Source organism: Achromobacter sp. EG18 (assembly GCF_059759395.1).
This window is the reverse complement of record NZ_CM186213.1, coordinates 2,876,950-2,901,445: the sequence shown is the minus strand read 5'-3', so window position 1 is coordinate 2,901,445 and position 24,496 is coordinate 2,876,950. Positions and strand designations below refer to the sequence as shown.

Here is a 24,496-nt window from a genome sequence, read left to right as displayed (position 1 = left end):
GGCTTTTTTTACTGGCGCACCGTGCGCACGTCGGCCGGCGGCGTGGTCTCGACGTTGCTGCGCCACGGATTGATGTCCAGCCCGCCGCGCCGCGTGTAGCGCGCATACACCGTCAACTGCTCGGGCGCGCAGGCCTGCATGATGTCGGTGAAGATGCGTTCCACGCAATGCTCGTGGAATTCGGCGTGCTGGCGGAACGAGATCACGTAGCGCAGCAGCGATTCGCGGTCGATGGGCTGGCCGCGGTAGCGGATCTGCACGCTGGCCCAGTCGGGCTGGCCGGTCACCGGGCAGTTGGACTTGAGCAGGCGCGAGCACAGGGTTTCCTCGACCACGTCGCCCGGGCGGTTGCGCAGCAACTCGGGCGCCGGTTCGTAGGTGTCGATCTCGATGTCGAGCTTGTCTATATAGATACCGTCCAGTTCGCCCATCCGCAGCTCGCCGAAGCGCTGCGGCAGGATGAAGTCCAGCCCCACGGGGGCGCCGGCGGCGGCGCTCAGGTCGCGCTCCAGGCGGCCGCGCAGGGCGGCCGAGTTGACCAGCCGGGTCTGGTTGAACGAGTTCAGGTACAGCTTGAACGACTTGGACTCGATGATGTTGGGGCTGTCGGCCGGCACCGAGAACGTCGCCATCGCCACCCGCGGCTTGCCCTTGGCGTCGAGCCAGGACAGCTCGTAGGCGTTCCACAGATCGACCCCGGTGAACGGCAGGGGCCCGGTCGCCAGGTTGAGCGCCTCGCGGTTGTGGGCGCGGGCGATGGGAAACAGCAGCGAGGGATCGTATTGCGAGACGTAGGTCACGCTCTGGCCCAGCGGGCCGTGAGACAGCGTCATGGAGAAGGTCGTCGGAAAACGTGGAGATGACCGCATTGTAGGCGCTCTCAAACCCGTCATTTTTCGCATCATGAAACGCCGCTCCCGGCATGTGAAAGTTCGTGCTGCGCCGCCGCGCAAGCGCATTTCACGGATGACAATTGCCTTCCGTAATGCGGAACGATCCATATAACTTATTGATTTTTATGAATAATATTTTTCATCTTATATAAGAGGCATGGCCACATTGCTCCGCAGCACAGGCATAGACTTTCTCCAACGATTCACGCAATGCAACCCCGAAGTTTTCTTGCCTTTTCAGCCATAGACCAAGGAGCATGACCATGAGCCACCGCGAAACCGAAATCCGCAATCTGCAGAAAGACTGGGCCGAGAACAGCCGCTGGCAGGGCATCAAGCGCGACTACAGCGCCGAGGATGTCATCCGCCTGCGCGGCTCGATCGCCGTCGAGCACACCCTGGCCCGCCGCGGCGCGACCCGCCTGTGGGAGCAACTGCACAGCGAGCCTTTCGTGAATTCGCTGGGCGCCCTGACCGGCAACCAGGCCATGCAGCAGGTCAAGGCCGGCCTCAAGGCCATCTACCTGTCGGGCTGGCAAGTGGCCGGCGACGCCAACCTGGCCGGTGAGATGTACCCCGACCAGTCGCTGTACCCCGCCAATTCGGTGCCGCAGGTCGTGCGCCGCATCAATAATTCGCTGACCCGCTGCGACCAGATCCAGTGGATGGAAGGCAAGAACCCGGGCGACGAGGGCTACATCGATTTCTTCGCGCCCATCGTGGCCGATGCCGAGGCCGGTTTCGGCGGCGTGCTGAACGCCTTCGAGCTGATGAAGGCCATGATCGAGGCCGGCGCCTCGGGCGTGCACTTCGAGGACCAGCTGGCGTCCGTGAAGAAGTGCGGCCACATGGGCGGCAAGGTGCTGGTGCCGACCCGCGAAGCCGTGGCCAAGCTGGTCTCGGCGCGCCTGGCGGCCGACGTGATGGGCACGCCCACCGTGCTGCTGGCCCGCACCGACGCCGACGCCGCCGACCTGGTGACCAGCGATGTCGACGAGAACGACCGCCCGTTCATCACCGGCGAGCGCACCGTGGAAGGCTTTTTCCGCACCCGCGCCGGCATTGACCAGGCGATCTCGCGCGGCCTGGCCTACGCGCCGTACGCCGACCTGATCTGGTGCGAAACCTCCACGCCCAACCTGGAATACGCCCGCAAGTTCGCCGACGCGATCCATCGCCAGTTCCCGGGCAAGCTGCTGGCGTACAACTGCTCGCCGTCGTTCAACTGGAAGAAGAACCTGGACGACGCCACCATCGCCAAGTTCCAGCGCGAGCTGGGCGCCATGGGCTACAAGTTCCAGTTCATCACGCTGGCCGGCTTCCACGCGCTGAACTACGGCATGTTCGAATTGGCCCACGGCTACGCCCGCCGCCAGATGAGCGCCTTCGTCGAATTGCAGCAGAAGGAATTCGCCGCCGCCGACCTGGGCTTCACCGCGGTCAAGCACCAGCGCGAAGTGGGCACCGGCTACTTCGACGCCGTCACGCAGACCATCGAGGGCGGCCAGTCCTCGACCACCGCGCTGACCGGCTCGACCGAGGAAGCGCAGTTCGAGCACGGCAAGGAACAGAAGGCCGCCTGAGCCGGAACCGATTGATTTTGCAGTTGAAGTTGTAGTGCTGTTGTAGGGTGGATTCAGGGTGCCTTCGGGCACCCTCTTTTTTTACGGCGGGAGCCGCTGGTCGCCGCTGGCGAGCTAGCGCTGCGCCGCCAGATACGCGCCGGGCGCCTGTCCCAGCACGCGCCGGAACGCGCTGGTGAAGGCGCTGGGACTGGCGTAGCCCAGGTCCAGCGCGACGCGGGTCACGGGCTGGCCCTGGCTCAGGCGCTCGATCGCGGCCAGCAGGCAGGCCTGCTGGCGCCATGCGCCGAAGCTGACGCCGGTTTCGGCGCGGAACTGGCGGGTGAAGGTGCGCCGGCTCATGCCGGCGGCGGCAGCCATCGTGTCCAGGTCCGCGGTGATCGCCGGCGCCGCCCACAGCGCGCGGCAGGCGCGCGCCAGGCGCGGGTCGGCGGGCAGCGGCGCGTGCAGCGACAGCGCCGGCATGGCGGCGATTTCGGCCGCCAGCAGCGCCATCAGCTTGCCGGCGCGGCCGTCCAGGTCGTAGAGCGCGGGCAGGTCGATGGCTTCGTCGAGCAGGTGGCGCAGCAGCGGCGAGACGGCGTGGACCCGGCAGTCGGCGGGCAGGCGCAGGGCCTGCGCGGCGCGCTCGGTGAGAAAGGTGTTGAGCATGGTCACCGCGCCGCGCATGGTCATCTGGTGATCCATGCCCGCCGGCACCCAGCAGGCGCGTTGCGGCGGCACCAGCCAGCGGCCTGTCGGCGTGGCCACGCTGATGGCGCCGCGCGCGGCGTAGGCGAACTGGCCGCGGCGGTGGGCGTGCAGCGGGAAGGTCAGGCCGGCCGGGTAGTCGCAGGCGGTCACCACCACGTCGCGCGGAATGTCCTCGTAGGGATCGACCAGGGTATTGCGCATGGCCTGGATTCTACAGTGAATGACCCGATATCGAAGGCGGGCCGCCGACCCCAGGCCTACGATGCCGCCATTGTCCATCGCGTTCGCTGCCCTGGGGCGGCGCATCGCCACACTCCAGGAGCCGACATGGCCAACACTTTCCATCGCGTGGGCCACGGCCCGCATCCCGTCATCGTGCTGCACGGCTGGTTCGGCGACGCGCGCGCCTTCGAGCCGATCGAACCCTGGCTGTCGGGCGCGGACTTCAGCTACGTCTTCATGGACTACCGCGGCTACGGCGGCATGCGCGAGGCGGCCGGCGAACATTCGATCGACGAGATCGCCGCCGACGCGCTGGCGCTGGCCGACGCGTTGGGGTTCGAGCGCTTCAGCCTGGTGGGCCATTCGATGGGTGGCATGGCGATCGAGCGGGTTGCGGCGCTGGCGCCCGAGCGGGTGCGCGCGCTGGTGCCGGTGGCCCCGGTGCCATGCGGCGGCATCGCCATGGCGCCGGCCACGCGCGCGCTGTTCGACGGCGCGGCCGCGGACCTGGCCGAGCGTCGCGCCATCATCGACCGGAGCACCGGCGGGCGCCTGCCGGCGGCATGGGTGGCGTGGAAGGCTGACTATTCCGCCGCGCATTCGTCGGCCGCCGCGTTCGCCGCGTACCTGCCCGCGTGGGTTGGCACCGATTTCAGCGACCGTATCGACGGCCGCCATCCGGTGCTGGCCCTGGTGGGCGAGCACGATCCGGTGTTCACGCCGGCGCTGATGGCCGCGACCTATGCGCGGCGCTATCCGCGCACGACGATCGAGGTGCTGGGCAATGCCGGGCACTATCCGATGAATGAAACGCCGCTCGCGCTGGCGGCGGCCATCGAGCGCTTCCTGCGCGCCGCGGACTGAGCGCGGCGGCGCCCGAGGCCGTCAATCCGCGGCGCGCATCGCCGCCAGGCATTCCGCCAGCGGCGGCACGGTGCGCGCCAGCGCCTCGACGGCTGCCGCATCGACCCGTTCCAGCGGCGGGATCTCGGCCAGCACGCGCACGTTGCCGAAGCGTTCGATCGCCTCGCGGTTGCCGGCCGACAGCGGGCCGCTCATGATCACGCCCAGCACCGGGATGGCGCGGCGGCGCAAGGCTTCCAGGCTGAGCAGCGTGTGGTTGATGGTGCCCAGGCCGCTGCGCGCGGCCAGCACCACCGGCATGCCCAGGCGCGCGATCAGGTCGATCATCATGTGGCTGTCGTCGATCGGCACGTACAGACCGCCGGCGCCTTCGACGATCAGCGGCGCCGTGGTGGCCGGCGGCACGATGGCGGTGGCGTCGATCACGGCGTCTTCCAGCGGCGCGGCGGCCCACGGCGACAGCGGCGCCTGCAGCACGTAGGCCGGCAGGTGCAGGCGTTCGGGCGGCAGTTGCGCCAGGCGCGCGACCGTGTCGGTGTCACCCGGTTCCTCGGCCACGCCGGTCTGCACCGGTTTCCAGTAGTCGGCGTTCCAGGCGCGCGCCAGGATGGCCGAGACCAGGGTCTTGCCGATGCCGGTGTCGGTGCCGGTGACGAAAACGCCGTTGGCGGGGGAGTCAGTCATGTTTCTTCCAGATTCCGTAGGCCAGGTGATAGGTCACCGTGGCGCCTTGTTGGTCGAACTGCGCCAGCACCCGCCGCAGCGCGGCCGGACCCAGCGGGGCGGTGCCGGGCGCGGGCGTGGTGGCGCCGATGCCCTTGAGCGCCTTGAGGAAATGCAGGCCGTCAGGATGATCTTGTATCAGCCGTTCGCTGTGCACGCCACCGGCCAGATTGCCCATGGTCGGACGGATGGCGGCGGCGGGCGGATAGGTCGGGGTGGCCGCGGCCAGGCCGAGCGCGCGGTGGGCGGCGCGCCATTCCTCGAACGTGCCGTCGGCCAGCGTGGCCACCGCCAGGTGGCCGCCGGGCGCGAGCAGCGCTGCCAACCGTCCCAGTCCGGCGTTCAGGTCGCCGAACCATTGCACCGCCAGGCTGGAGCAGATCAGGTCGTAGCCGCCCGGCAGGCTGTCGGGGCGCTCGCCATCCAGCACCTGGTAGCGCGCGTTGCCGGGCAGCGCCGGTCCCTGGCGCGCCCGCGTCAGCATGGCGGGCGAAATGTCGGTCACGGTCCAGTCCGCGGGGCCCAGCCGGGCGGCCAGCGCCTGGGTCAGCAGGCCGGTGCCGCAGCCGATCTCCAGGATGCGCGGACGCGGCGGCAGCGGCAGCCGCCCGATCGCGTCGGCCAGCCGCTGGGCGGTGATGCGTTGGGCCGGGGCGTGTTCGTCGTAGCGGGCGGCGGCGGCGCCGAAGCGCGCGCCGACCCGGGCATTGCGGGGTACGGCGCTCATGCGGCGGGCGCCACGCGGGCCAGGAAGGCGCGGATGCGTTGCGCGCACCAGTCGGGATCGGTCAGCGGCAAGAGGTGGCCGCCGCCGTCGCGCCAGTGCAGTTCGGCCGCGGCGCCGAAGCATACCGTCGTCATGGCCGTGGGCGCGATCGGATCGGCCGTGCCCGCCAGCGCCAGCAGCGGCATCGGCAGCGTCGCCAGCGCGGCCCGTTGGTCGGCGTCGCGCAGGATGCCCAGGTCGCGCGCCAGCGGTTCGACCTGGGGGACGCCGATGGCGCTGGTGTCGCCGCAGCGCTCGCGGAAATCGCGCAGCACGGTTTCGGGCTGCGTCGCCAGCCGGTTCAGCATGCGGTCCAGCATGCGCGCCGGGACGCCTTCCGGAAAATCGGCGCCCGCGCCGAAGCGGGCAAAGCCGTTGATCGCCACCAGGCCCACGCAGGCGGGCGGCGGCTCGCCCAGCAGGCGCAGCGCGCCCAGCGAGTGGCCGATGGCCAGTACCGGGCCGTCGGGCGCGGGCGTGTGGGGCGGGCCGAAATAGCCGGCGTCGGCCACGGCCTGCGGCCAGTCGGCCAGCGCGGCGGCCAGTGGCGCCCAGAACGTGGCGTCGAAGGCCCAGCCGTGCGCGAACAGCAGGGTGGGTAGGACAGGAGCGGCGGCCGGCATCAGGCGAGCGCGGCCGTCAGGCCGTCGATCAGTTGGTCGACATCGGCGTCGCGGTGCGCCGCGCTCAGGGCGATGCGCAGGCGGCTGGTTCCGGCCGGCACCGTGGGCGGGCGGATCGCCACGGCCAGCAGGCCGCGTTGTTCCAGCGCCGCCGCCAGCGCCAGGGCGCGGGCCTCGTCGCCGACGATGGCGGGCACGATCTGGGTGGACGAGTCGCCGCTGTCCACGCCCAGGCCGCGGAGCGCGGCGCGCAGGCGTTCGCCCGAGGCGGCCAGCCGGGCGCGTTCGGCGTCCAGCGTCGGCACCAGGTCGAGCGCGGCGTCCATCGCGCCCAGCACGGAAGGCGGCAGGGCGGTGGTGTAGATGAAACCCGAACAGGCGTTGACCAGGTAGTCGCAGAGCGCGCGCGAGCCGGCCACGTAGGCGCCGAAACCGCCCAGCGCCTTGCTGAAGGTGCCCATGGCCAGGTCGATGCCGCCGGGCGCCAGTCCGGCCAGCCCCATGCCGCCCGGCCCCAGCACGCCGGTGGCGTGGGCTTCGTCCAGGTAGACGAAGGCCTGGTAGCGCTCGGCCAGCGCCGCCAGCCGCGCCACGTCGGTGCGGTCGCCGTCCATGCTGAAGACGCTTTCCGTGACGATGAAGCGCGCGGCGGGCGCGGCCGATGGTCCGGCGCGCGCCGCCAGCAGCGCTTCGAGGTGGTCCAGGTCGTTGTGGCGGAAGCGGATCTGCCGCACGCCGGCTGCCTGGCAGCCGTGATGCAGGCTGGCATGGTTGAGCTTGTCGGCGTAGACCTGCACTTCGCCCTGGCCGGCGGCCGCGTGCAGCAGGGCCGGCAGCACGGCGGCATTGGCCTGCCAGCCAGACGCCAGCAGCAGCGCGGCCTCGGTGCCTTTCAGGCGCGCCAGCTTGGCCTCGACCTGCTCGTGCAGGTCGAGATTGCCGCACACCAGTCGCGAGGCCTGCGCGCCGGCGCCATGGCGGGCGGCCCATTCGCGCGAGCGCTCGATCAGCAGCGGGTGCTTGGACAGGCCCAGGTAGTCGTTGCTGGAGAAGTTCAGCGCCGGGACGCCGTCCAATGCGATGCGGCCCGCGGGCGCGGCGGTGGCCGTGCGCAGCCGGCGCCGCACGCGGCGCGATTCGGCTTGCGCCAGTTCGGAAGAAAAGAGGGGATCCAGCTTGGACATGACGATTTCCTGCGGCGGCCGGCGGCGGGAGCCCCGCCAGAGGACCGCGGCCGCAAAGCGCGCCGTCAGGCCCCCGGCCGTAGAATGCGAGCCATTGTAGTGGAGGTGAAACATGCAGACCCCTGACTGGATGGCGCGGGGCCAGCCGCATATCTGGCTGCCGTACGCCCAGATGAAGACGGCCACGCCGCCGCTGCCGGTGGTGCGCAGCCATGGCAGCCGCCTGGAGCTGGCCGACGGTCGCCAATTGATCGACGGCGTGGCGTCCTGGTGGACCGCCTGCCACGGCTACAACCATCCGCACATCGCCCGGGCGCTGCGCGAGCAGCTGGACGCCATGCCGCACGTCATGTTCGGCGGCCTGACCCACGAGCCCGCGCTGACCCTGGCGCGGCGCCTGGCCGGCCTGCTGGGGCCGGGGCTGGACCGGGTGTTCTATACGGATTCCGGCTCGGTGGCGGTGGAAGTGGCCATGAAGATGGCGGTGCAGTTCTGGCTCAACCAGGGTGAACGCGGCCGCAGCCGCTTCCTGGCGTTCCGTGGCGGCTACCACGGGGACACCCTGGGCACCATGGCGGTATGCGATCCGGACGAGGGCATGCACAGCCTGTTCCGCGGCATGCTGGCCGAGCACGACATCGTCGACCTGCCGCGCGACGATACCGCCATGGCGCGCCTGGACGCTTTCCTGGAAACCCGCGGGCCGCAACTGGCCGGCATCCTGGTCGAGCCGCTGGTGCAGGGCGCCGGCGGCATGCTGCTGCACGAGCCGCAGGTGCTGCGGCGCCTGCGCCGGCTGGCCGACCGCCATGGCCTGCTGCTGATCTTCGACGAGATCTTCACCGGCTTCGGCCGCACCGGCACGATGTTCGCGTTCGAGCAGGCCGGCGCGCGTCCCGACATCATCACGCTGTCCAAGGCCCTGACCGGCGGCACCTTGCCGCTGGCGGCCACCGTGGCCAGCAGCCGGGTATTCGACGCCTTCTGGTCGGACGATCCGTCCCATGCCCTGATGCACGGCCCCACCTTCATGGGCAACGCGATGGCCTGCGCCGCCGCCAATGCCTCGCTCGACCTGTTCGAAAGCGAACCGCGGCTGGCCCAGGCGCAGGCGCTGTCGGTTGCGCTGGCGCGGGGCCTGGCGCCATGCCGCGAGTTGCCGTGGGTGCGCGACGTGCGGGTGCTGGGCGCGATCGGCGTGGTCGAGCTGGATCGCATCGAGGACCGCGAAGCCCTGAAACGGCGCCTGGTCGAGGCCGGGGTATGGGTGCGGCCGTTCGGCAACGTGGTCTACCTGACGCCGGCCCTGACCATCGCGGCGGACGAACTGGATACCTTGATGCGGGCGGTGGTGGCGGTGTTGCGCGCGCAACGGCCCTGAGCCGGCGGCCGGCCGCGCGCGGGCAAACCGTCCGAGGCGGCTTGATCCAGGTCAAGGCGCGCCCCGGTGGCGCTGGGTAGCATCGGCGCATGCGAGCAAAATCCATTTTCGCCGTTCCTCCGACCCTGCCCGACGCCGACCGCCAGCAGCGCCGGCACGCGCTGGTGCGCCTGTCGCTGGCGTGGCTGGCGATGATGCAGGTGATGATGTTCGCCTGGCCGGGCTACCTGCGCCATGACGGCATCCCCAGGGACGCCCTGGAAACGCTGGACTGGGCCATCGTGCTGATGAACTGGGCCAGCCTGGCCCTGACCGTGCCGGTGGTGCTGTATTCGGCCTGGCCGATCTGGCGCCACGCCGGCGCCAACCTGCGCCAGGGCCGCGCCGGCATGGACGTGCCGGTGGCGCTGGGCATCGTCGCCGCCTTCGTCCCCAGCGTGCATGCCACCTATACGGGCCGCGGCGAGGTGTATTTCGATTCGGTCACCATGTTCGTCGCCTTCCTGCTGACGGCGCGCTACCTGGAACTGTGCGCCCGGCAGTCGTTCGGCGGCTCGACGGGCGGCCAACGGCATGCCCGGGTCGAGGCGCAGCGCCTGCTGCTGGGCGCCGGCGCCGACCGGCTGGCCTCGCGCTTCGTCATGGCGCAGGTGGCGCTGGCGCTGGGGGCGGCGGCCGCCTGGGCCTATATCGATCCGGCCCACAGCCTTCCCGTCATGGTCGCGCTGCTGGTGATGAGCTGTCCCTGCGCCATGTCGATGGCGGTGCCCACCGCCATGGCGTCGGCCCATTCGGCGCTGGCGGCCCATCCGTCAATGCCCGACGCGGCACTGGACGCGTTGCTGGCCCAGGCGCAGCGCAAGGCGCGCCAGAACCTGCATGGTTCCCTGATCTGGCACCTGCTGATGACGCCGCTGGCGCTGGTCGGCTGGGTCACGCCCTGGCTGGCGGCGATCACCATGCTGGTGTCGTCGCTGGCGGTTGCCTACAACTCGTGGCGGCTGTCGCGGCGCGACTGGTCCGGCCGCGCGGCGCCCGGCGGCGCGCTGGAAGCCGCGCCATGACCATTCTCTATCTTCTCCTGCCCCTGTCCCTGCTGTTCGTGCTGGTCATCGGCGTGTCGTTGTGGTGGGCCGTTTTCAATGGCCAATATGACGATACCGACAACGCCGGCGCCGCCATCCTGCGCGACGACGACGGCGGCCAGGCCTCGCGGGACTGACGGCCGCCGTGCCCTGGACGTTGCGCGGCCGCTGCGGGTTCCCCTGCACGACCAGTAGGGTTTGATTCACATCAACCCCGGATGGTGTCCGACCCCCCATCATTGAAACCTGGAGCTACTTGTTTCTTTTTGTTTGGGGGAAGGGTGATGAACGATTGCGCCGCAATCGCAAGCAAGGCCGACACCTTCAACTATCGGATCGTGAGGCAGTTCGCGCTCATGACCGTGGTCTGGGGCATCGTCGGCATGGCTGTGGGCGTTTTTCTCGCCGCGCAGCTGGTTTGGCCTCAGTTGAATTTCGACACCGCCTGGCTCAGCTACGGCCGCCTGCGCCCGCTGCACACCAACGCCGTGATCTTCGCCTTCGGCGGCAGCGCGCTGTTCGCGACCTCGTACTACGTGGTCCAGCGCACCTGTCAGACCCGCATTTTCTGTGACCGGCTGGCCGCGTTCACCTTCTGGGGCTGGCAGGCGGTCATCGTCGCGGCCGCCATCACCTTGCCGCTGGGCTACACCAGCAGCAAGGAATACGCCGAACTCGAATGGCCCATCGACATCCTGATCACCCTGGTCTGGGTGGCCTACGCCATCGTGTTCTTCGGCACCATCATCAAGCGCCGGTCCAAGCACATCTACGTGGCCAACTGGTTCTTCGGCTCGTACATCCTGACCATCGCCATCCTGCACATCTTCAACAACATCGAGATGCCGGTGACGCTGTGGAAGTCGTACTCCGCCTATTCGGGGGTGCAGGACGCTATGGTGCAGTGGTGGTACGGCCACAATGCGGTGGGCTTCTTCCTGACCACCAGCTTCCTGGGCATGATGTATTACTTCGTGCCCAAGCAGGCCGGTCGCCCCATCTACTCGTATCGCCTGTCGATCGTCCACTTCTGGGCACTGGCCTTCACCTACATGTGGGCGGGCCCGCACCACCTGCTGTACACCTCGCTGCCCGACTGGACCCAGTCGCTGGGCATGACGTTCTCGCTGATCCTGCTGGCGCCGTCGTGGGGCGGCATGATCAACGGCATCATGACGCTGCAGGGCGCCTGGTACAAGCTGCGCACCGATCCGATCCTGAAGTTCATGGTGACGGCGCTGTCGTTCTACGGCATGTCCACGTTCGAAGGCTCGATGATGTCGATCCGCACCGTGAACGCGCTGTCGCACTACACCGACTGGACCATCGGCCACGTGCACTCGGGCGCGCTGGGCTGGGTCGCGATGATCTCGTTCGGCTCGCTCTACTACCTGATCCCGCGCCTGTATGGCCGCGAAAAGATGCACAGCGTCAAGGCCATCGAACTGCACTTCTGGATCGCCACCATCGGCGTGGTGCTGTACATCGCCGCGATGTGGATCGCCGGGGTGCAGCAGGGCCTGATGTGGCGCGACACGGCAGCCGACGGCACGCTGGTGTACAGCTTCGTCGAAGAGCTCAAGACGCGCCTGCCGTATTACCTGATCCGGCTGCTGGGCGGCACGCTGTTCCTGTCGGGTGTCTTTGTCATGGCGTGGAACGTATGGAAGACGGTGAGCGGCGCGCAAGCGATCAATCCCCCCATTCCGCAAGACGATCCCCACGCCGCCCGCACGCCGGCCATCGCCGCCGCGCCGGCCACTGTTTGACGAGGACATCATGGCCAACAAGCAACAAGGCTTTTTCTCCCACCAGACGCTCGAAAAGAACATCGGCTGGATGATCATCGCCAGCATCCTGGTGGTGTCATTCGCCGGCCTGGTGCAGATCGTGCCGCTGTTTTTCCAGCACAGCACCACGCAGCCGGTGGCGGGGGTCGAACCCTACAGCCCGCTGCGCCTGATGGGGCGCGACGTCTACATTCGCGAAGGCTGTGTCGGCTGCCACTCGCAGCAGGTGCGCCTGCTGGCGGCCGAAGTGCAGCGCTACGGTTCGTATTCGCTGGCCTCGGAGTCGGTGTTCGACCATCCGTTCCTGTGGGGCTCCAAGCGCACCGGCCCGGACCTGGCGCGCGTGGGCGAACGCTATTCCGACGACTGGCATCGCATCCACCTGCGCGATCCGCGCAAGGTGGTGCCCGAGTCCAACATGCCGGCCTATCCGTGGCTGGAAAAGACGGTGATCACCGGCCAGAACGTCGAGCAGCGCATGCGCGCGCTGCGCGCCCTGGGCGTGCCGTACACCGACGAAGAGATCGCCGCCGCGCCCAAGGCCATCGAAGGCAAGACAGAAGAGGACGCGCTGGTGGCCTATCTGCAAGGGCTGGGCGTGGGCGTGCGCAAGGCGCAGCAGGCCAAGAAGGCGGAAGAGGCCAGGAAGGCCGAAGAAGCCAGGAAGGCGGCGCAGCCCGCCGCCGCGCAACCCGCGGCCACGGGAGGCTGATCATGGCTTACTTGAGCGCAATCGTCACCGCCATCTCGATGGCAACCTTTTTCGGCATCGTCTGGTGGGCCTGCTCGCGCGGCCGCCAGGGCGCCAACAGCGAATCGGCGATGCTGCCGTTCGCGCTGCCCGATGAATTCGGGCCGGTACAACAAGATGGAGCGGATCGGTCATGAGCGATTTCGTCAATGGCTTCTGGGGGTATTTCATCTCGATCGTCGCGGTCGGCGGCGTGGTGTGGTGCGTGTGGCTGCTGTATACGCAGCGTCGTTGGCTCAAGACCAAGCCGGCCAACGGCCAGGTCGAGGACACCGGCCACGTCTGGGACGGCGACCTGACCGAACTGAACAACCCGGTGCCTGGCTGGTGGACCTGGATGTACCTGCTGGCCTGCGCGTTCGCGCTGGGCTACCTGTTCTTCATGCCGGGCCTGGGTTCGTACAAGGGCCAGCTGGGCTACAGCAGCGCCAACGAGGTGGCGCAGCAGCAGGCCAAAATGGCCGAGGCCGTGCGCCCGATCTACGCGCGTTTCGAGACCATGACGGTGCCGCAGATCGCCGCGGATCCGGGCGCCCGTGAAATCGGCCAGCGCCTGTTCCTGAACACCTGCTCGCAATGCCACGGTTCCGACGCCAAGGGCGGCCCCAGCTTTCCCAATCTGACCGACACGGACTGGCTGCATGGCGGCTCGCCCGAAGCCATCATGCAGACCATCACCAATGGCCGCATCGGCGTGATGCCGCCCTGGAAGGCCGCCATCGATCCCAAGACCGCCGGTGACATCGCCCAGTACGTGCGTTCGCTGTCGGGACTGACGGCCGATCCGGTGCGGGTGTTCCGCGGCCAGCGCGAGTTCGCCAACTTCTGCGTCGCCTGTCACGGTGTCGACGGCAAGGGCAACCAGGCCCTGGGCGCGCCCAACCTGACGGACGACGTCTGGCTGTATGGCAGCTCGGAAGCCACCATCGTCAAGACGATCCTGGATGGCCGTGAGAACCGCATGCCGGCGCACGGCGACATCCTGACCCCGGAACAGATCAAGATCCTGACGGCCTGGGTCTGGGGCCTGTCGAACAAGCCCGACGCGCAAGCGCAGCCGGCCACGACCGCCGCGGCCAAGTAGGCGGCGCATAGGTGGGGCGCCGCGACGGCGGCCCCATATCACATGGACTTACCGCACGGAGCAGCAAATGGATGATGGGTCAACCGCAAGCGTCAGCAGCTCGCCTGGCGGCGACCCGCCACCCTGGCGGCCGCACGTGCGGCCGCCCCGGCCCGGGCAGGAGACGCTGGAGCAGACCCTGGCCGGCGTGCGCAGCAAGATCTATCCGCGCTCGGTCAGCGGCATCTTCGCGCGCTGGCGCATTGCCTTCGTCTTTCTCACGCAGCTGATCTTCTACGGCCTGCCCTGGCTGCAATGGAACGGCCGCCAGGCCGTGCTGTTCGACCTGGGCGCACGCAAGTTCTACCTGTTCGGCCTCGTGCTGTGGCCCCAGGACGTGGTGTACCTGGCGGTGCTGCTGGTGATCTCGGCGCTGGCGCTGTTCCTGTTCACCGCCGTGGCCGGACGGTTGTTCTGCGGCTACGCCTGTCCGCAGACGGTCTACACCGAGATCTTCATGTGGATCGAGCGCAAGGTCGAAGGCGACCGCGTCGCCCGCATCCGCCTGGACGAGTCGCCCTGGACCTGGCGCAAGGTGCGCCTGAAGGTCACCAAGCACTTCCTGTGGATCGCGCTGGCCTGGTGGACCGGCTCGACCTTCATCGGCTACTTCGCGCCCATCCGCGAACTGGGCCACGAGCTGTTCGCGCTGCAGCTGGGGCCGTGGCAATGGTTCTGGATGGTGTTCTACGGTTTCGCCACCTGGGGCAACGCCGGCTTCATGCGCGAGTCGGTGTGCAAGTACATGTGCCCGTACGCGCGTTTCCAGAGCGTGATGGTCGATCCCGACACCTTCGTGGTGACCTACGACAAGCGTCGCGGCGATCCGCGCGGCGGCCGTTCGCGCAAGGTCGACCACAAGGCCGCGGGGCTGGGCGACTGCGTCGATTGCAGCCTGTGCGTGCAGGTGTGCCCGACCGGCATCGACATCCGCGACGGGCTGCAATACATGTGCATCGGCTGCGGCGCCTGTATCGACGCCTGCGAGCAGGTGATGGACAAGATGCAGTACCCGTCCGGGCTGATCCGCTACACCTCGGAGCGGGCGATGCTGGAAGGGCTGTCGACCCGGAGCGCGCGCTCGCACCTGCTGCGCCCGCGTGTGCTGATCTACGGCACGCTGATCCTGGGGCTGGCGGTGGCATTCGTGGTGTCGCTGACGCTGCGCAACCCGCTGCGAGTGGACGTGATCCGCGATCGCGGCGTGCTGGGGCGCGAGGTGGCCGGCGGCATGATCGAGAACGTGTACCGGCTGCAGATCATCAACACCTCGGACTCGCCGCTGCGCTTGCGGCTGTCGGCCGATGGCATGCCCGGATTGGCGGTGCGCGCCGGGCAGGGCGAGTCGGACGTGGTGGAAGTCGAGGCGGCGGCCAACAAGCTGGTGCCGATGGTGATCCGCGCGCCGGCCGGGGCCGAGCCGGGCGCGCACCCGATCACGCTGCGGGCCCGCGCCCACGATCAAGAGAACCGGCCGGTCGAAACCGACGAAGCCGCGAGTTTTTATGTCCCCGAGTGATTCCGAACCAAGGATGCCAACGATGAATACTGTCCATCTTGCCGCGCCGATGCCGGCGAAACCCTGGTACCGCGAGTTCTGGCCGTGGTTCCTGATGGCCGGGCCGTTCCTGGCGGTGATCGGCTGTGCCATCACGATCTACCTGGCCTATACGCAGTTCGGCAACCAGCCGATCCAGGAAGGCGTGGTCAAGCGCGGACTGGTGATCGAGCAGGTGGAGCCGCTGCCGACGCCGCCGGCCGCGGTCGGCGTTCGTTGATGATTTCCGGAGGCGCGCCATGGGGTTGAGGTCGTTGATGTGGATACTGTGGCCGTCGTTCCTGGCGGCGGCCGTGGGCAGCGCGATTGTTTTTGCGTTGATCGACCCGTTGGATGTGGCGGTGTTCGGATATGTGCCGACGGGGCGGGTGGGGTTCTATACCGTGTCGTTCTTTCTGCTTTGGGGGATGGCGGGGGCGTCGAGTGCGTTGACGGCTTATTTGATGCCTAAGGTGGAGGAGGATCCGGATCTTTAGGTTCGTTCTTTTTTGGGGGGGGGCTTCGTGGGGGGCGTGGTTGTGGGCGCGCTTCGTAGGTCGCCCCTCGCGGCGGGCGAGTCGGTGGCGGGCGCCCACGATTGCGGTCCGGAGCGTTCGCTCCGGACTGCCCCGTTGTCATCCTCGTCCTCGCCTTCGGCGACTCCTTCGGATTCCCTCGGGCGCATCGAGGTTGCCCGCCACCGACTCGCCCGCCGCGAGGGGCTGCGAGCGTCTTGGAGCGTCGCGTTGTCAGAACGGTGGGGGCACGGAGAGGTTTGCGGGGCCCGCCCCAGGTCGGCCGCGCGGGCGGCCTTTTGGGGCTTACGCGGTGTCTTGCGTCGGGGCGGTGTTGGGGTGTTGGCGGCTGGCGATATTTGTCCTGGGTGTGGTGCGTCTTTATTCCGTGTCGTGCAGCAGGTCCACGAAGTGTCGGGCGGGCGCGCTTAGCGGGCGGTCCTTGGGGATGATGCTGCCGAAGGCGGTCAGGGTGTGTTGGAGTTGGTAGGGGATGATGGCGAGCAGGCCGTGGCGGGCGTAGCGGCTGGCGACGGAGTCGGGGATGACCCCCAGCATGTCGGACTTCATGGCCAGGTTGGTGGTGGTGAGGATCGAGGCGGACTCGATCAGGCCCTTGGGCAGGGGCGTGTCATGGGCGCGGAATTCCTGTTCCAGGACGTCGCGCATGGGGCTGCCGTGGGGTTGCAGGATCCAGGGGTAGGCCTGCAGCGCGTCGAAGGTGATGCGCTTGCGGCGGGTCAGGGGGTGATCGACCGCGGCGATGACGGAGAGGGCCTCGTCGCCGATGGGGCGGAAGACGTAATGGCGTTCGGACAGCGTCAGCATGCGGCCGATGACGACGTCGAGCCTGCCCTCGTTCAGCCGTTCGATCAGCAGGTCGCTGGTGCCGGTGGAGATCTCCACGGCCAGTAGCGGGTAGGTCTGCTTCAGGCGTAGCAGGGCGTCGGTCAGGTGGCCCGGCGAGGCGGCCATGATGCTGCCGATGAACAGTTTGCCGGCGCTGCCCAGGCGCAGTTCTTCCAGTTCCCGCGCCAGCGATGACACCGTGCCGCGCATGCCGCGGAAATACTCCATCACGCATTCCCCGGCGGCGGTCAGCGCCAGGCCGCGGCCGACGCGCTCGAACAGCGCTTGGCCGATGGCCAGTTCCAGTTCGTGCAGCATCTTGCTGGCGGCGGACTGCGTCATGTTGAGCTGGGTGGCGGCGGCCCGCAGGGTGCCGCGTTCTTCGATGGCCAACAGCAGCACGATCTGCCGCATGCGCAGCCGCGAGAGCAGCGCGGGGACGTTCGGGACGCGTTCCATGATTGATCGCCTGTGGTGAACGGTTGGTGCAAAAGTTTCATTTTACGGAAACAGCGGTTGTTTCTAAGATGCAGGCATAACAAAGCCCGCTACGGGCCATAAGCCCCCAAGGAGACAACCATGAAGACTCGGCTTTATGCCGCATTGGCGGCGGGCGTGCTGTGCCTGTCCGCCGCCGTATCCGCCCAGGCGCAGAGCGCCGACTGGCCGACCCGGCCGCTGCGCCTGCTGGTGGGCTCGGCCCCCGGCGGCGGCACCGACGCCATGGCGCGCGCCGTGGCCGACAAGCTCGGGCCGATGCTCAAGCAGACCGTGGTGGTGGAGAACAAGCCGGGCGCGTCCAACACGCTGGCGGCGGACCTGGCGGCCAAATCGGGCGACGGCCACACCATGGTGATGGGCGTATCCACCGCGCATGCGATCGCGCCGCACCTGCTCAAGCTGGGCTACGACAACGACCGCGACCTGACCCCGGTGGTGTTCGTGGGCGCGGTGCCGAACATCCTGGTGGTCAACAACCAATTGCCGGCCAAGTCGGTGCAAGAGCTGATCGCGCTGCTCAAGCGCAAGCCGGGTGAATACAACTTCGCCAGCAGCGGTTCGGGCAGCACCCAGCACATCGCCGCCGAGCTGTTCAAGGACGCCACTGGCGTGCAGATGACCCATATTCCCTATCGCGGCAGCGGCCCGGCCATGGTCGACCTGATGGGCGGCCAGGTGCAGATCGCCTTCGAGACCGCGTCGTCCGTCATTCCGCACATCAAGAGCGGCAAGGTGCGCGCGCTGGCGGTGCTGAGCGCCAGGCGCAATCCGCAGCTGCCCGATGTGCCGACCATGGCCGAGGCCGGCGTCAGCGGCGTCGAGATGAGCGCCTGGTACGGCATCTACATGCCCGGCAACACGCCGGCGGCGGTGCAGCAGCGCGTGCATGACTCGGTCAATGCGGTGCTGGCCATGCCCGAGACCCAGACGCGCCTGCAGGCCATCGGCGCCGACATCAGCCCCATGAGCCAGGCGCAGTTCGCGCAGTTCCACCAGGCCGAGAACCAGCGCTATGCCGCCATCATCAAGAAGAACCATATTTCCGTGGAATGAACGCAGCATGAGCATCGAAAGCAACCCCGCCGCCAAGCCCGTCATTGCCCTGACGCTGGGCGACCCCGCCGGCATCGGCCCCGAACTGATCGCGCGCCTGCTGGCGCGGCCCGAGGCGGCGCAGCTGGCCAACATCGTGCTGGTGGGCGATGAATGGTTGTGGCGCGAGGGCCAGCGGGTGGCGGGCGTGCAGGTGGCGACGCAGGCGGTTGACGGCTTCGGCGCGGTGCGCACGCGTCCCGACACCCGCCTGCCGGCGTGGCTGGCGATGGATACCGTGCGGCGCGAGGACGTCAACCTGGGGCAGGCGCAGGCCCCCGGCGGCGCCTCGGTGCTGCGCGTGCTGGACGCCTGCATGGACGCGGCGCTGGCCGGCCATATCGACGCCATCTGTTTCGCGCCGCTGAACAAGCACGCGATGAAGCAGGGCGGCCTGCGCCACGACGACGAACTGCACCACTTCGCGCAGTACCTGGGCGTGACCGGCTACTTCTGCGAATTCAACACGCTGGGCGAGCTGTGGACCTCGCGCGTGTCCTCGCACATTCCGCTCAAGGACGCCGCCGCCGCGCTCAGCATCGACGGCATCAAGGCCGCCACGCGGCTGATCTACCAGTCGCTGCAGGCCAACGGCGTGGCCGCGCCGCGGGTGGCGGTGGCGGCCTTCAATCCGCATGGCGGCGACGGCGGCACCTGCGGGCGCGAAGAAGTCGACATCATCGCCCCGGCCGTGCGCCAGTTGAACCAGGAAGGGCTGCCGGTGCAGGGGCCATTTCCGGCCGACACGATTTTCCTGAAGGCGCAGGCGGGCGAGTTCCAGGCCATCGTCACCATGTACCACGACCAGGGCCAGATCGCGATCAAGCTGCTGGGCTTTTCGCGCGGGGTGACGGTGCAGGGCGGCCTGCCGATCCCGATCACCACGCCGGCCCACGGCACCGCCTACGACATTGCCGGCCAGGGACGCGCCAGCGTCGACGCTACCTGGCAGGCCTTCCGCATCGCCTGCCGCATGGGCCTGTCGCATCGCGCCGCGCGCGCGGCGGCCTGAGGCGGCCGTTCTTTACCGTTCATCGCATCGTTCGACCCCTTTTCGCAGGAACCCCCCATGAAGATCAAATCCGTCCGCGCCCGCGTCTTTGAATGGACCGGCAAGACCGTGCCGCCGCAAGGCAACTTCTGCTCCAACGCCATGGACCTGCTGTATTCGCCGCAGGAAACCATGAGCACCTTCCGCTTCCACGGCTGGACCGTGGTCGAGGTCGAGACCGATGACGGCTTCGTCGGGCTGGGCAACGTGGCGCTGGCGCCGCGCGTGGCCAAGGCCATCATCGACCAGTACCTGGCGCCGCTGGTGATCGGCCAGGACCCGTGGGACTACGAGTACCTGTGGCAGCGCATGTACCGCGCCACCCACGCCTGGGGCCGCAAGGGCGTGACCATGGCGGCGATCTCGGGCGTGGACCTGGCGATCTGGGACATCCTGGGCAAGTCGGTCGGCAAGCCGGTCTTCAAGCTGCTGGGCGGGCGCACCAAGGAGAAGATTCCGGTCTATTACTCCAAGCTGTACCGCACTGACCTGAAGGCTATGCAGGAAGAGGCCCAGACCTATCTGGACCAGGGTTTCACGGCGTTCAAGATGCGCTTCGGCTACGGCCCGGCGCACCTGCAGCGCGGCGTGGCGGAGAACCTGAAATCGGTCGAGGCGGTGCGCGAGGTGATCGGCTACGACACCGACCTGATGCTCGAATGCTACATGGGCTGGAACCTGGAGTACGCCAAGCGCATGCTGCCCAAGCTGGAGAAGTTCGAGCCGCGCTGGCTGGAAGAACCGGTGATCGCCGACGACATCGACGGCTATGCCGAACTGAACCAGCTGACCTCGATCCCGATCTCGGGCGGCGAGCACGAGTTCTCGCTGTATGGCTTCAAGCAACTGCTGGACCGCAAGGCGGTGTCGGTGGTGCAGTACGACACCAACCGCGTCGGCGGCATCACCGCCGCGCACAAGATCAACGCCCTGTGCGAGGCCTACAGCGTGCCGGTCATCCCGCACGCCGGCCAGATGCACAACTACCATCTGACCATGAGCACGCTGGCCTCGCCCATGAGCGAGTACTTCCCGATGTTCGACGTGGAAGTGGGCAACGAGCTGTTCTACTACATCTTCGACGGCGAGCCGGTGGCCAGGGAAGGCTTCATCGACCTGGACGACAACAAGCCGGGGCTGGGCCTGAGCCTGAAGACCGAATACCTGAAAGACTTCAACATCATCGAGTGAGCGCCATGACCACGACGACTGTGCCGGCGCCGCGCTATCGCGGCATTTTTCCGGTGGTGCCCACCATCTTCACCGAGTCGGGCGAGCTGGACCTGCCGGGCCAGAAGCGCGCGGCCGATTTCATGATCGACTGCGGCGTCGACGGCCTGTGCATCCTGGCCAACTTCTCCGAGCAGTTCTCGCTGTCGGACGACGAGCGCGAAGTGCTGACGCGCACCTTGCTGGAACACGTGGCCGGCCGGGTACCGGTGATCGTCACCACCACGCACTACGGCACCCAGGTGTGCGCGGCGCGCAGCCGCCGGGCGCAGGCGCAGGGCGCGGCCATGGTGATGATCATGCCGCCGTACCACGGCGCCACCCTCCGCGTTGCCGAGGAACAGGTGGTCGGATTCTTCCAGCGGGTGTCGGACGCCATCGACATCCCCATCATGATCCAGGACGCGCCGGTGGCCGGCACGCCGCTGCCCGCCGCGCTGCTGGCGCGCATGGCGCGCGACATCGCCCAGGTGTCGTACTTCAAGATCGAGACCGCCGGCGCGGCCAGCAAGCTGCGCGACCTGATCGCGCTGGGCGGCGCGGCGGTGGAAGGGCCGTGGGACGGCGAAGAGGCCATCACGCTGCTGCCGGACCTGGATGCCGGCGCCACCGGGTCCATGACGGGCGGCGGCTTCGCCGACGGCATCCGGCCGATCATCGAGGCACACCGAGCAGGCCGCGCCGACGAGGCCTACCGCCTGTACGAACGCTGGCTGCCGCTGATCAACTACGAGAATCGCCAGGGCGGCATCCTGACCGCCAAGGCCTTGATGAAGGCGGGCGGCGTGATCGCCTGCGACGCGCCGCGCCATCCATTTCCGGCCATGCGGCCGGAAGTGCGGCAGGGCCTGCTGGACGTGGCGCGGCGGCTGGATCCGCTGGTGCTGCGCTGGGGGCGCTAGGACGCCAGGCCGACGCCGGCCTGCGCGTCAAGGCACCAGCGACAAGCCGATGCGGAACTGCGATTCGTTGCGCTGGTTGTAGCCCAGCAGCGTTTCGCCGTAGCCGTTGAAATACTGCAGGTGCAGGTAGCCGTTCATGTTGAGCCAGGTGCGCTGCAGCGGCCAGGCGAAATCGAGCTGCGTGGTGCGGCGGCGCTGGTCGCCCTGGCGGTACATGGCCGAGACCACCGCGCCGTTGTCCTGCGCCCAGCGCAGGTTCCAGTCGACGCGGCCGGCGTAGTCGGCGTAGTCGGAGTTCTCGCTGGCGACGCCGAAATAGGCCTTGACCTTGGGCGCGAAGGTCAGCGTGCTGCCGCCGTCGAAACGGTAGTTGAACTGCGGCTGGATGTAGGCGTCGTTGACCGAGCGCGAGTCGTCGCCGGCCTTGCCGTTGGAGTTGTGTTCGACGCCGGTGTTCAGCCCCAGGCGCCAGCTTTGGCTTTCCGACTGCCACATGTTGTCCGACAGCCAGAACAGGCTGGGGTTGAAGGTGGTGTCGATGAAGGGCATGGAATCGCCCTGCAGGTCCCACAGCGAGGTCTGGGTATAGCCCAGGTAAAAGTTCTCGCCCCAGGTCGCGGGCCGGTTGCCGGACGGGCTGAACAGGCGGTACTTGGCGCTGATCTGGAAGCGTGCGGTGGTCTGACCGCGGGTGCCGATGTCGAAGTACACCGGCTTGTATTCCGAGATCGCGCTGCGGAAATGATCGAAGGCCGATTGCTGGTAGGACGAGACGGCCACGCTGTCCGGCGCCGGGCCGCCTTCGGGCGATGCGCCGGCCGCCGTGACCACGGCCGGCGGCACCGGCTGGCCTGTGCGCGGATCGACCACCGGGACGGGAGCGGGCGTGCTGGCCAGCGTGCCGCTGTCGCGGCCGGTGGCGTCCAGCGCCATCATGGCCGGCTGGCCCTCGATGGAAATAGCCTGCAGGCCGCGGGCGCTGGCGGGCACTTCGGCGCTCCAGGCCATGCGCGCGAAATTGTTGACCGGCACGCTGTAGCTGGCCTTGCCGCCTTGCTGCTTGGCCAGGCTGCGCACGATCTGGCCGTCCTGGCCGCGCCATTGCAGCACCAGTTCGGGCGGCGCCTCCCAAGTGGCGCGGGCGTTGCCTTCGTTGAAGTACACGGCCTCGATGGTGACGGTGTCGCCAGGGGCGGCCGAAGGACGGTCGAGCCGGTAGGACACGCCGGCGGTGGCGGTGCCGGCCAGGCCCAGCGCCAGGGCGGCGACCAGGGTGCGCGGGGGAAGGGCGATGCGTCGGGACGAAGTCATGGGAGGCGGGTGGAATCTGTGACGATGCAATGTAGCATCGGCCCGGCCTACATTTTGTAAGTCGGGCTTATCGGATGTAGGACTTGCAACATGGGCGCGGTAGCGTGGACGCGCCGCCGGCTGTGTCCCGCGTGCCTGCGGGACCCGCTGGCGCGCGGCTGGCGGCCGATATCGGCACCCCGCAAGGCAGGAGGCCCCGCGCATCAGCGACGATGCGCGGGGCCTCTTGCCCTATGGCTGGCGGCTTACTCGCCGAACTTGATGCCCTGCGCCAGCGGCAGGTTGCGCGAGTAGTTGATGGTGTTGGTGGCGCGGCGCATGTAGTTGCGCCAGGCGTCCGAGCCCGATTCGCGGCCGCCGCCCGTTTCCTTTTCACCGCCGAAGGCGCCGCCGATCTCGGCGCCCGAGGTGCCGATGTTGACGTTGGCGATGCCGCAGTCCGAGCCCGCCGCCGACAGGAAGGTCTCGGCCTCGCGCAGGTCATTGGTGAAGATGGCCGACGACAGGCCTTGCGGCACGCCGTTCTGCAGCGCCAGCGCCTGGTTGAAATCGCTGTAGCGCATCACGTACAGGATCGGCGCGAAGGTCTCGTGGCAGACCACGTCGGTCTGGCCGGGCATTTCGGCGATGGCGGGGCGCACGTACCAGGCGTCCGGGTACTGGTCGGCCAGCACGCGTTCGCCACCCGTGACCTTGCCGCCCTGTTCACCGGCGGCCTTGAGCGCGGCCTGCATGGCGTCGAACGAGGCGCGGTCGATCAGCGGTCCGACCAGGTTCTTGCCGTCCAGCGGGTTGCCGATGGGCGCGCTGGCGTAGGCCTTGTGCAAGCGTTGCAGCAGGTCGTCGGCCACGCTTTCGTGCACGATCAGGCGGCGCGTGGTGGTGCAGCGCTGGCCGGCGGTGCCGATGGCGCCGAACACGATGCCGCGCGCCGCCATGTCGAGGTCGGCGGTGGGGCCGACGATGATGGCGTTGTTGCCGCCCAGTTCCAGCAGCACGCGGCCGAAGCGCTGCGCCACGCGCGGGCCGACCTGGCGGCCCATGCGGGTCGAGCCGGTCGCCGACACCAGCGCCACGGCGTGCGAATCCACCAGCGCCTCGCCGACGTCGCGGCCGCCGATCAGCACTTCCGACAGGCCGGCCGGCGCATCGCCGAAACGCTGCAAAGCCTGCGCGAACAGCGCCTGGCAGGCCAGCGCGGTCAGCGGCGTTTTTTCCGACGGCTTCCAGACCACGGCGTTGCCGCACACCAGCGCCAGCGCCGCGTTCCAGGACCACACCGCCACCGGGAAGTTGAAGGCGCTGATGACGCCCACCACGCCCAACGGATGCCAGGTTTCCATCATGCGGTGGCCGGGGCGCTCGGAAGCGATGGTCAGGCCGTACAACTGGCGCGACAGGCCCACGGCGAAGTCGCAGATGTCGATCATTTCCTGGACCTCGCCTTCGCCCTCGGCCAGGATCTTGCCGGCTTCCAGGCTGACCAGGCGGCCCAGCTCGCGCTTGTGCTGGCGCAGCGTTTCGCCGAACAGGCGCAGCAGTTCGCCGCGGCGCGGCGCCGGCACGTCGCGCCATGCCAGGCTGGCCTGGCGGGCGCGGGTGATGGCCGCGTGCGCCTGGGCCACCGTATGTTCATGGACCTGGGCCAGCTCGGCGCCGTCGATCGGGCTGCGGGCGACGAGCGTGCCGCCGGTCAGGGTCGCGGGGTTGAGGCCGAGTGCGCGCAGGATGTCTTGGGGCGTGTCCATACCGGTTCCTTGGAGATGCCGGCGAAGGCGGGCCTTCGCTTAAGGGTTATGCCTAAGTGGCGATTCTGGAAATAAATTT

The 24,496-nt window shown here is 68.5% G+C and carries 23 protein-coding genes and 1 pseudogene; 16 read left to right on the top strand and 8 right to left on the bottom strand.

Going from position 1 to position 24,496, the window contains the following annotated elements; genetic code table 11:
• Positions 1-8 precede the first annotated feature (8 nt).
• Entirely contained in the window at positions 9-833 is an 825-nt protein-coding gene (gene queF / locus AC6CR5_RS13145) for an NADPH-dependent 7-cyano-7-deazaguanine reductase QueF (RefSeq protein WP_045953300.1), read from the bottom strand.
• A gap of 323 nt (positions 834-1,156) precedes the next feature.
• Here queF and aceA point away from each other — a divergent pair, with 323 nt between their 5' ends.
• On the top strand, positions 1,157-2,476 hold the full coding sequence (aceA, locus tag AC6CR5_RS13140) for an isocitrate lyase (RefSeq protein WP_020929020.1): 1,320 nt from the start codon (positions 1,157-1,159) through the stop codon (positions 2,474-2,476).
• 114 nt (positions 2,477-2,590) lie between these two features.
• Here aceA and AC6CR5_RS13135 read toward each other — a convergent pair whose 3' ends face one another.
• Positions 2,591-3,370 (bottom strand): AraC family transcriptional regulator, encoded by a 780-nt coding sequence (locus AC6CR5_RS13135; RefSeq protein WP_238920811.1) that lies wholly within the window; start codon positions 3,368-3,370, stop codon positions 2,591-2,593.
• Positions 3,371-3,496: 126 nt separating this feature from the next.
• Between AC6CR5_RS13135 and AC6CR5_RS13130 the strand changes: the two genes are divergently transcribed.
• On the top strand, positions 3,497-4,255 hold the full coding sequence (locus tag AC6CR5_RS13130; protein ID WP_238920810.1) for an alpha/beta fold hydrolase: 759 nt from the start codon (positions 3,497-3,499) through the stop codon (positions 4,253-4,255).
• Positions 4,256-4,276: 21 nt separating this feature from the next.
• Here the strand turns inward: AC6CR5_RS13130 and bioD are convergent.
• The 3 genes and pseudogenes from bioD to bioF all read right to left on the bottom strand — a co-directional run bounded on the left by bioD (position 4,277) and on the right by bioF (position 7,551).
• A pseudogene (gene bioD, locus AC6CR5_RS13125) lies at positions 4,277-5,705 on the bottom strand (dethiobiotin synthase).
• Positions 5,702-6,367: an alpha/beta fold hydrolase gene (locus AC6CR5_RS13120; RefSeq protein ID WP_498085701.1), complete on the bottom strand. Its 666-nt coding sequence runs from the start codon at positions 6,365-6,367 to the stop codon at positions 5,702-5,704. The pseudogene bioD and the gene AC6CR5_RS13120 overlap by 4 nt, the downstream one beginning before the upstream one ends.
• On the bottom strand, positions 6,367-7,551 hold the full coding sequence (bioF, locus tag AC6CR5_RS13115) for an 8-amino-7-oxononanoate synthase (RefSeq protein ID WP_238920808.1): 1,185 nt from the start codon (positions 7,549-7,551) through the stop codon (positions 6,367-6,369). Before bioF ends, AC6CR5_RS13120 begins: the two co-directional genes overlap by 1 nt.
• Before the next feature lie 112 nt (positions 7,552-7,663).
• On the opposite strand from bioF, the gene AC6CR5_RS13110 reads away from it, so the two are divergent.
• The 10 genes from AC6CR5_RS13110 (at position 7,664) to AC6CR5_RS13065 (ending at position 15,715) form a co-directional block, all read left to right on the top strand.
• Positions 7,664-8,932 (top strand): adenosylmethionine--8-amino-7-oxononanoate transaminase, encoded by a 1,269-nt coding sequence (locus AC6CR5_RS13110; protein WP_047991556.1) that lies wholly within the window; start codon positions 7,664-7,666, stop codon positions 8,930-8,932.
• 89 nt (positions 8,933-9,021) lie between these two features.
• The gene (locus AC6CR5_RS13105) at positions 9,022-9,996 is read left to right on the top strand and encodes a P-type ATPase actuator domain-containing protein (RefSeq protein ID WP_047991555.1); all 975 of its coding nucleotides are present in this window, start codon (positions 9,022-9,024) and stop codon (positions 9,994-9,996) included.
• Positions 9,993-10,154: a cbb3-type cytochrome oxidase assembly protein CcoS gene (gene ccoS / locus AC6CR5_RS13100; RefSeq protein ID WP_047991554.1), complete on the top strand. Its 162-nt coding sequence runs from the start codon at positions 9,993-9,995 to the stop codon at positions 10,152-10,154. The genes AC6CR5_RS13105 and ccoS overlap by 4 nt, the downstream gene beginning before the upstream one ends.
• Before the next feature lie 147 nt (positions 10,155-10,301).
• Entirely contained in the window at positions 10,302-11,786 is a 1,485-nt protein-coding gene (ccoN, locus tag AC6CR5_RS13095) for a cytochrome-c oxidase, cbb3-type subunit I (protein ID WP_054447062.1), read from the top strand.
• Positions 11,787-11,796: 10 nt separating this feature from the next.
• Entirely contained in the window at positions 11,797-12,519 is a 723-nt protein-coding gene (gene ccoO, locus AC6CR5_RS13090; RefSeq protein WP_238920806.1) for a cytochrome-c oxidase, cbb3-type subunit II, read from the top strand.
• On the top strand, positions 12,519-12,695 hold the full coding sequence (locus AC6CR5_RS13085) for a cbb3-type cytochrome oxidase subunit 3 (protein ID WP_026382338.1): 177 nt from the start codon (positions 12,519-12,521) through the stop codon (positions 12,693-12,695). Before ccoO ends, AC6CR5_RS13085 begins: the two co-directional genes overlap by 1 nt.
• Positions 12,692-13,642, top strand: a complete 951-nt coding sequence (ccoP, locus tag AC6CR5_RS13080) for a cytochrome-c oxidase, cbb3-type subunit III (protein ID WP_006387530.1) — start codon at positions 12,692-12,694, stop codon at positions 13,640-13,642. The genes AC6CR5_RS13085 and ccoP overlap by 4 nt, the downstream gene beginning before the upstream one ends.
• Positions 13,643-13,709: 67 nt before the next feature.
• A complete protein-coding gene (gene ccoG, locus AC6CR5_RS13075; protein ID WP_498085700.1) occupies positions 13,710-15,200 on the top strand; it encodes a cytochrome c oxidase accessory protein CcoG in 1,491 nt (496 codons plus the stop codon).
• A gap of 22 nt (positions 15,201-15,222) precedes the next feature.
• On the top strand, positions 15,223-15,459 hold the full coding sequence (locus AC6CR5_RS13070; RefSeq protein ID WP_024069960.1) for a FixH family protein: 237 nt from the start codon (positions 15,223-15,225) through the stop codon (positions 15,457-15,459).
• Between the two features lie 19 nt (positions 15,460-15,478).
• Positions 15,479-15,715, top strand: coding sequence for a hypothetical protein (locus AC6CR5_RS13065; protein WP_026383281.1), 237 nt, complete (start codon positions 15,479-15,481; stop codon positions 15,713-15,715).
• A 399-nt stretch (positions 15,716-16,114) separates the two neighbouring features.
• Here AC6CR5_RS13065 and AC6CR5_RS13060 read toward each other — a convergent pair whose 3' ends face one another.
• A complete protein-coding gene (locus AC6CR5_RS13060; protein WP_006387534.1) occupies positions 16,115-17,041 on the bottom strand; it encodes a LysR family transcriptional regulator in 927 nt (308 codons plus the stop codon).
• A gap of 120 nt (positions 17,042-17,161) precedes the next feature.
• On the opposite strand from AC6CR5_RS13060, the gene AC6CR5_RS13055 reads away from it, so the two are divergent.
• Genes AC6CR5_RS13055 through AC6CR5_RS13040 form a run of 4 tightly spaced genes read left to right on the top strand, consistent with a single transcriptional unit; the run spans position 17,162 to position 21,358 of the window.
• Positions 17,162-18,136, top strand: coding sequence for a Bug family tripartite tricarboxylate transporter substrate binding protein (locus AC6CR5_RS13055; RefSeq protein ID WP_006387535.1), 975 nt, complete (start codon positions 17,162-17,164; stop codon positions 18,134-18,136).
• A 7-nt stretch (positions 18,137-18,143) separates the two neighbouring features.
• On the top strand, positions 18,144-19,187 hold the full coding sequence (locus tag AC6CR5_RS13050; RefSeq protein WP_006387536.1) for a 4-hydroxythreonine-4-phosphate dehydrogenase PdxA: 1,044 nt from the start codon (positions 18,144-18,146) through the stop codon (positions 19,185-19,187).
• A gap of 57 nt (positions 19,188-19,244) precedes the next feature.
• Positions 19,245-20,417, top strand: a complete 1,173-nt coding sequence (locus AC6CR5_RS13045; protein WP_020929005.1) for an L-rhamnonate dehydratase — start codon at positions 19,245-19,247, stop codon at positions 20,415-20,417.
• Positions 20,418-20,422: 5 nt separating this feature from the next.
• A complete protein-coding gene (locus AC6CR5_RS13040) occupies positions 20,423-21,358 on the top strand; it encodes a dihydrodipicolinate synthase family protein (protein ID WP_053500915.1) in 936 nt (311 codons plus the stop codon).
• 27 nt (positions 21,359-21,385) lie between these two features.
• Here the strand turns inward: AC6CR5_RS13040 and AC6CR5_RS13035 are convergent, their stop codons facing one another.
• A complete protein-coding gene (locus tag AC6CR5_RS13035) occupies positions 21,386-22,669 on the bottom strand; it encodes a phospholipase A (protein ID WP_498085699.1) in 1,284 nt (427 codons plus the stop codon).
• 245 nt (positions 22,670-22,914) lie between these two features.
• On the bottom strand, positions 22,915-24,417 hold the full coding sequence (gene amaB / locus AC6CR5_RS13030; protein WP_020929002.1) for an L-piperidine-6-carboxylate dehydrogenase: 1,503 nt from the start codon (positions 24,415-24,417) through the stop codon (positions 22,915-22,917).
• Between the last annotated feature and the right edge of the window lie 79 nt (positions 24,418-24,496).

Coding starts and splice junctions, on each gene's coding strand:
- queF (WP_045953300.1), bottom strand. CDS start 833: ATGACGCTGTCTCACGGCCCGCTGGGCCAGAGCGTGACCTACGTCTCG.
- aceA (WP_020929020.1), top strand. CDS start 1,157: ATGAGCCACCGCGAAACCGAAATCCGCAATCTGCAGAAAGACTGGGCC.
- AC6CR5_RS13135 (WP_238920811.1), bottom strand. CDS start 3,370: ATGCGCAATACCCTGGTCGATCCCTACGAGGACATTCCGCGCGACGTG.
- AC6CR5_RS13130 (WP_238920810.1), top strand. CDS start 3,497: ATGGCCAACACTTTCCATCGCGTGGGCCACGGCCCGCATCCCGTCATC.
- AC6CR5_RS13120 (WP_498085701.1), bottom strand. CDS start 6,367: ATGCCGGCCGCCGCTCCTGTCCTACCCACCCTGCTGTTCGCGCACGGC.
- bioF (WP_238920808.1), bottom strand. CDS start 7,551: ATGTCCAAGCTGGATCCCCTCTTTTCTTCCGAACTGGCGCAAGCCGAA.
- AC6CR5_RS13110 (WP_047991556.1), top strand. CDS start 7,664: ATGCAGACCCCTGACTGGATGGCGCGGGGCCAGCCGCATATCTGGCTG.
- AC6CR5_RS13105 (WP_047991555.1), top strand. CDS start 9,022: ATGCGAGCAAAATCCATTTTCGCCGTTCCTCCGACCCTGCCCGACGCC.
- ccoS (WP_047991554.1), top strand. CDS start 9,993: ATGACCATTCTCTATCTTCTCCTGCCCCTGTCCCTGCTGTTCGTGCTG.
- ccoN (WP_054447062.1), top strand. CDS start 10,302: ATGAACGATTGCGCCGCAATCGCAAGCAAGGCCGACACCTTCAACTAT.
- ccoO (WP_238920806.1), top strand. CDS start 11,797: ATGGCCAACAAGCAACAAGGCTTTTTCTCCCACCAGACGCTCGAAAAG.
- ccoP (WP_006387530.1), top strand. CDS start 12,692: ATGAGCGATTTCGTCAATGGCTTCTGGGGGTATTTCATCTCGATCGTC.
- ccoG (WP_498085700.1), top strand. CDS start 13,710: ATGGATGATGGGTCAACCGCAAGCGTCAGCAGCTCGCCTGGCGGCGAC.
- AC6CR5_RS13070 (WP_024069960.1), top strand. CDS start 15,223: ATGAATACTGTCCATCTTGCCGCGCCGATGCCGGCGAAACCCTGGTAC.
- AC6CR5_RS13065 (WP_026383281.1), top strand. CDS start 15,479: ATGGGGTTGAGGTCGTTGATGTGGATACTGTGGCCGTCGTTCCTGGCG.
- AC6CR5_RS13060 (WP_006387534.1), bottom strand. CDS start 17,041: ATGGAACGCGTCCCGAACGTCCCCGCGCTGCTCTCGCGGCTGCGCATG.
- AC6CR5_RS13055 (WP_006387535.1), top strand. CDS start 17,162: ATGAAGACTCGGCTTTATGCCGCATTGGCGGCGGGCGTGCTGTGCCTG.
- AC6CR5_RS13050 (WP_006387536.1), top strand. CDS start 18,144: ATGAGCATCGAAAGCAACCCCGCCGCCAAGCCCGTCATTGCCCTGACG.
- AC6CR5_RS13045 (WP_020929005.1), top strand. CDS start 19,245: ATGAAGATCAAATCCGTCCGCGCCCGCGTCTTTGAATGGACCGGCAAG.
- AC6CR5_RS13040 (WP_053500915.1), top strand. CDS start 20,423: ATGACCACGACGACTGTGCCGGCGCCGCGCTATCGCGGCATTTTTCCG.
- AC6CR5_RS13035 (WP_498085699.1), bottom strand. CDS start 22,669: ATGACTTCGTCCCGACGCATCGCCCTTCCCCCGCGCACCCTGGTCGCC.
- amaB (WP_020929002.1), bottom strand. CDS start 24,417: ATGGACACGCCCCAAGACATCCTGCGCGCACTCGGCCTCAACCCCGCG.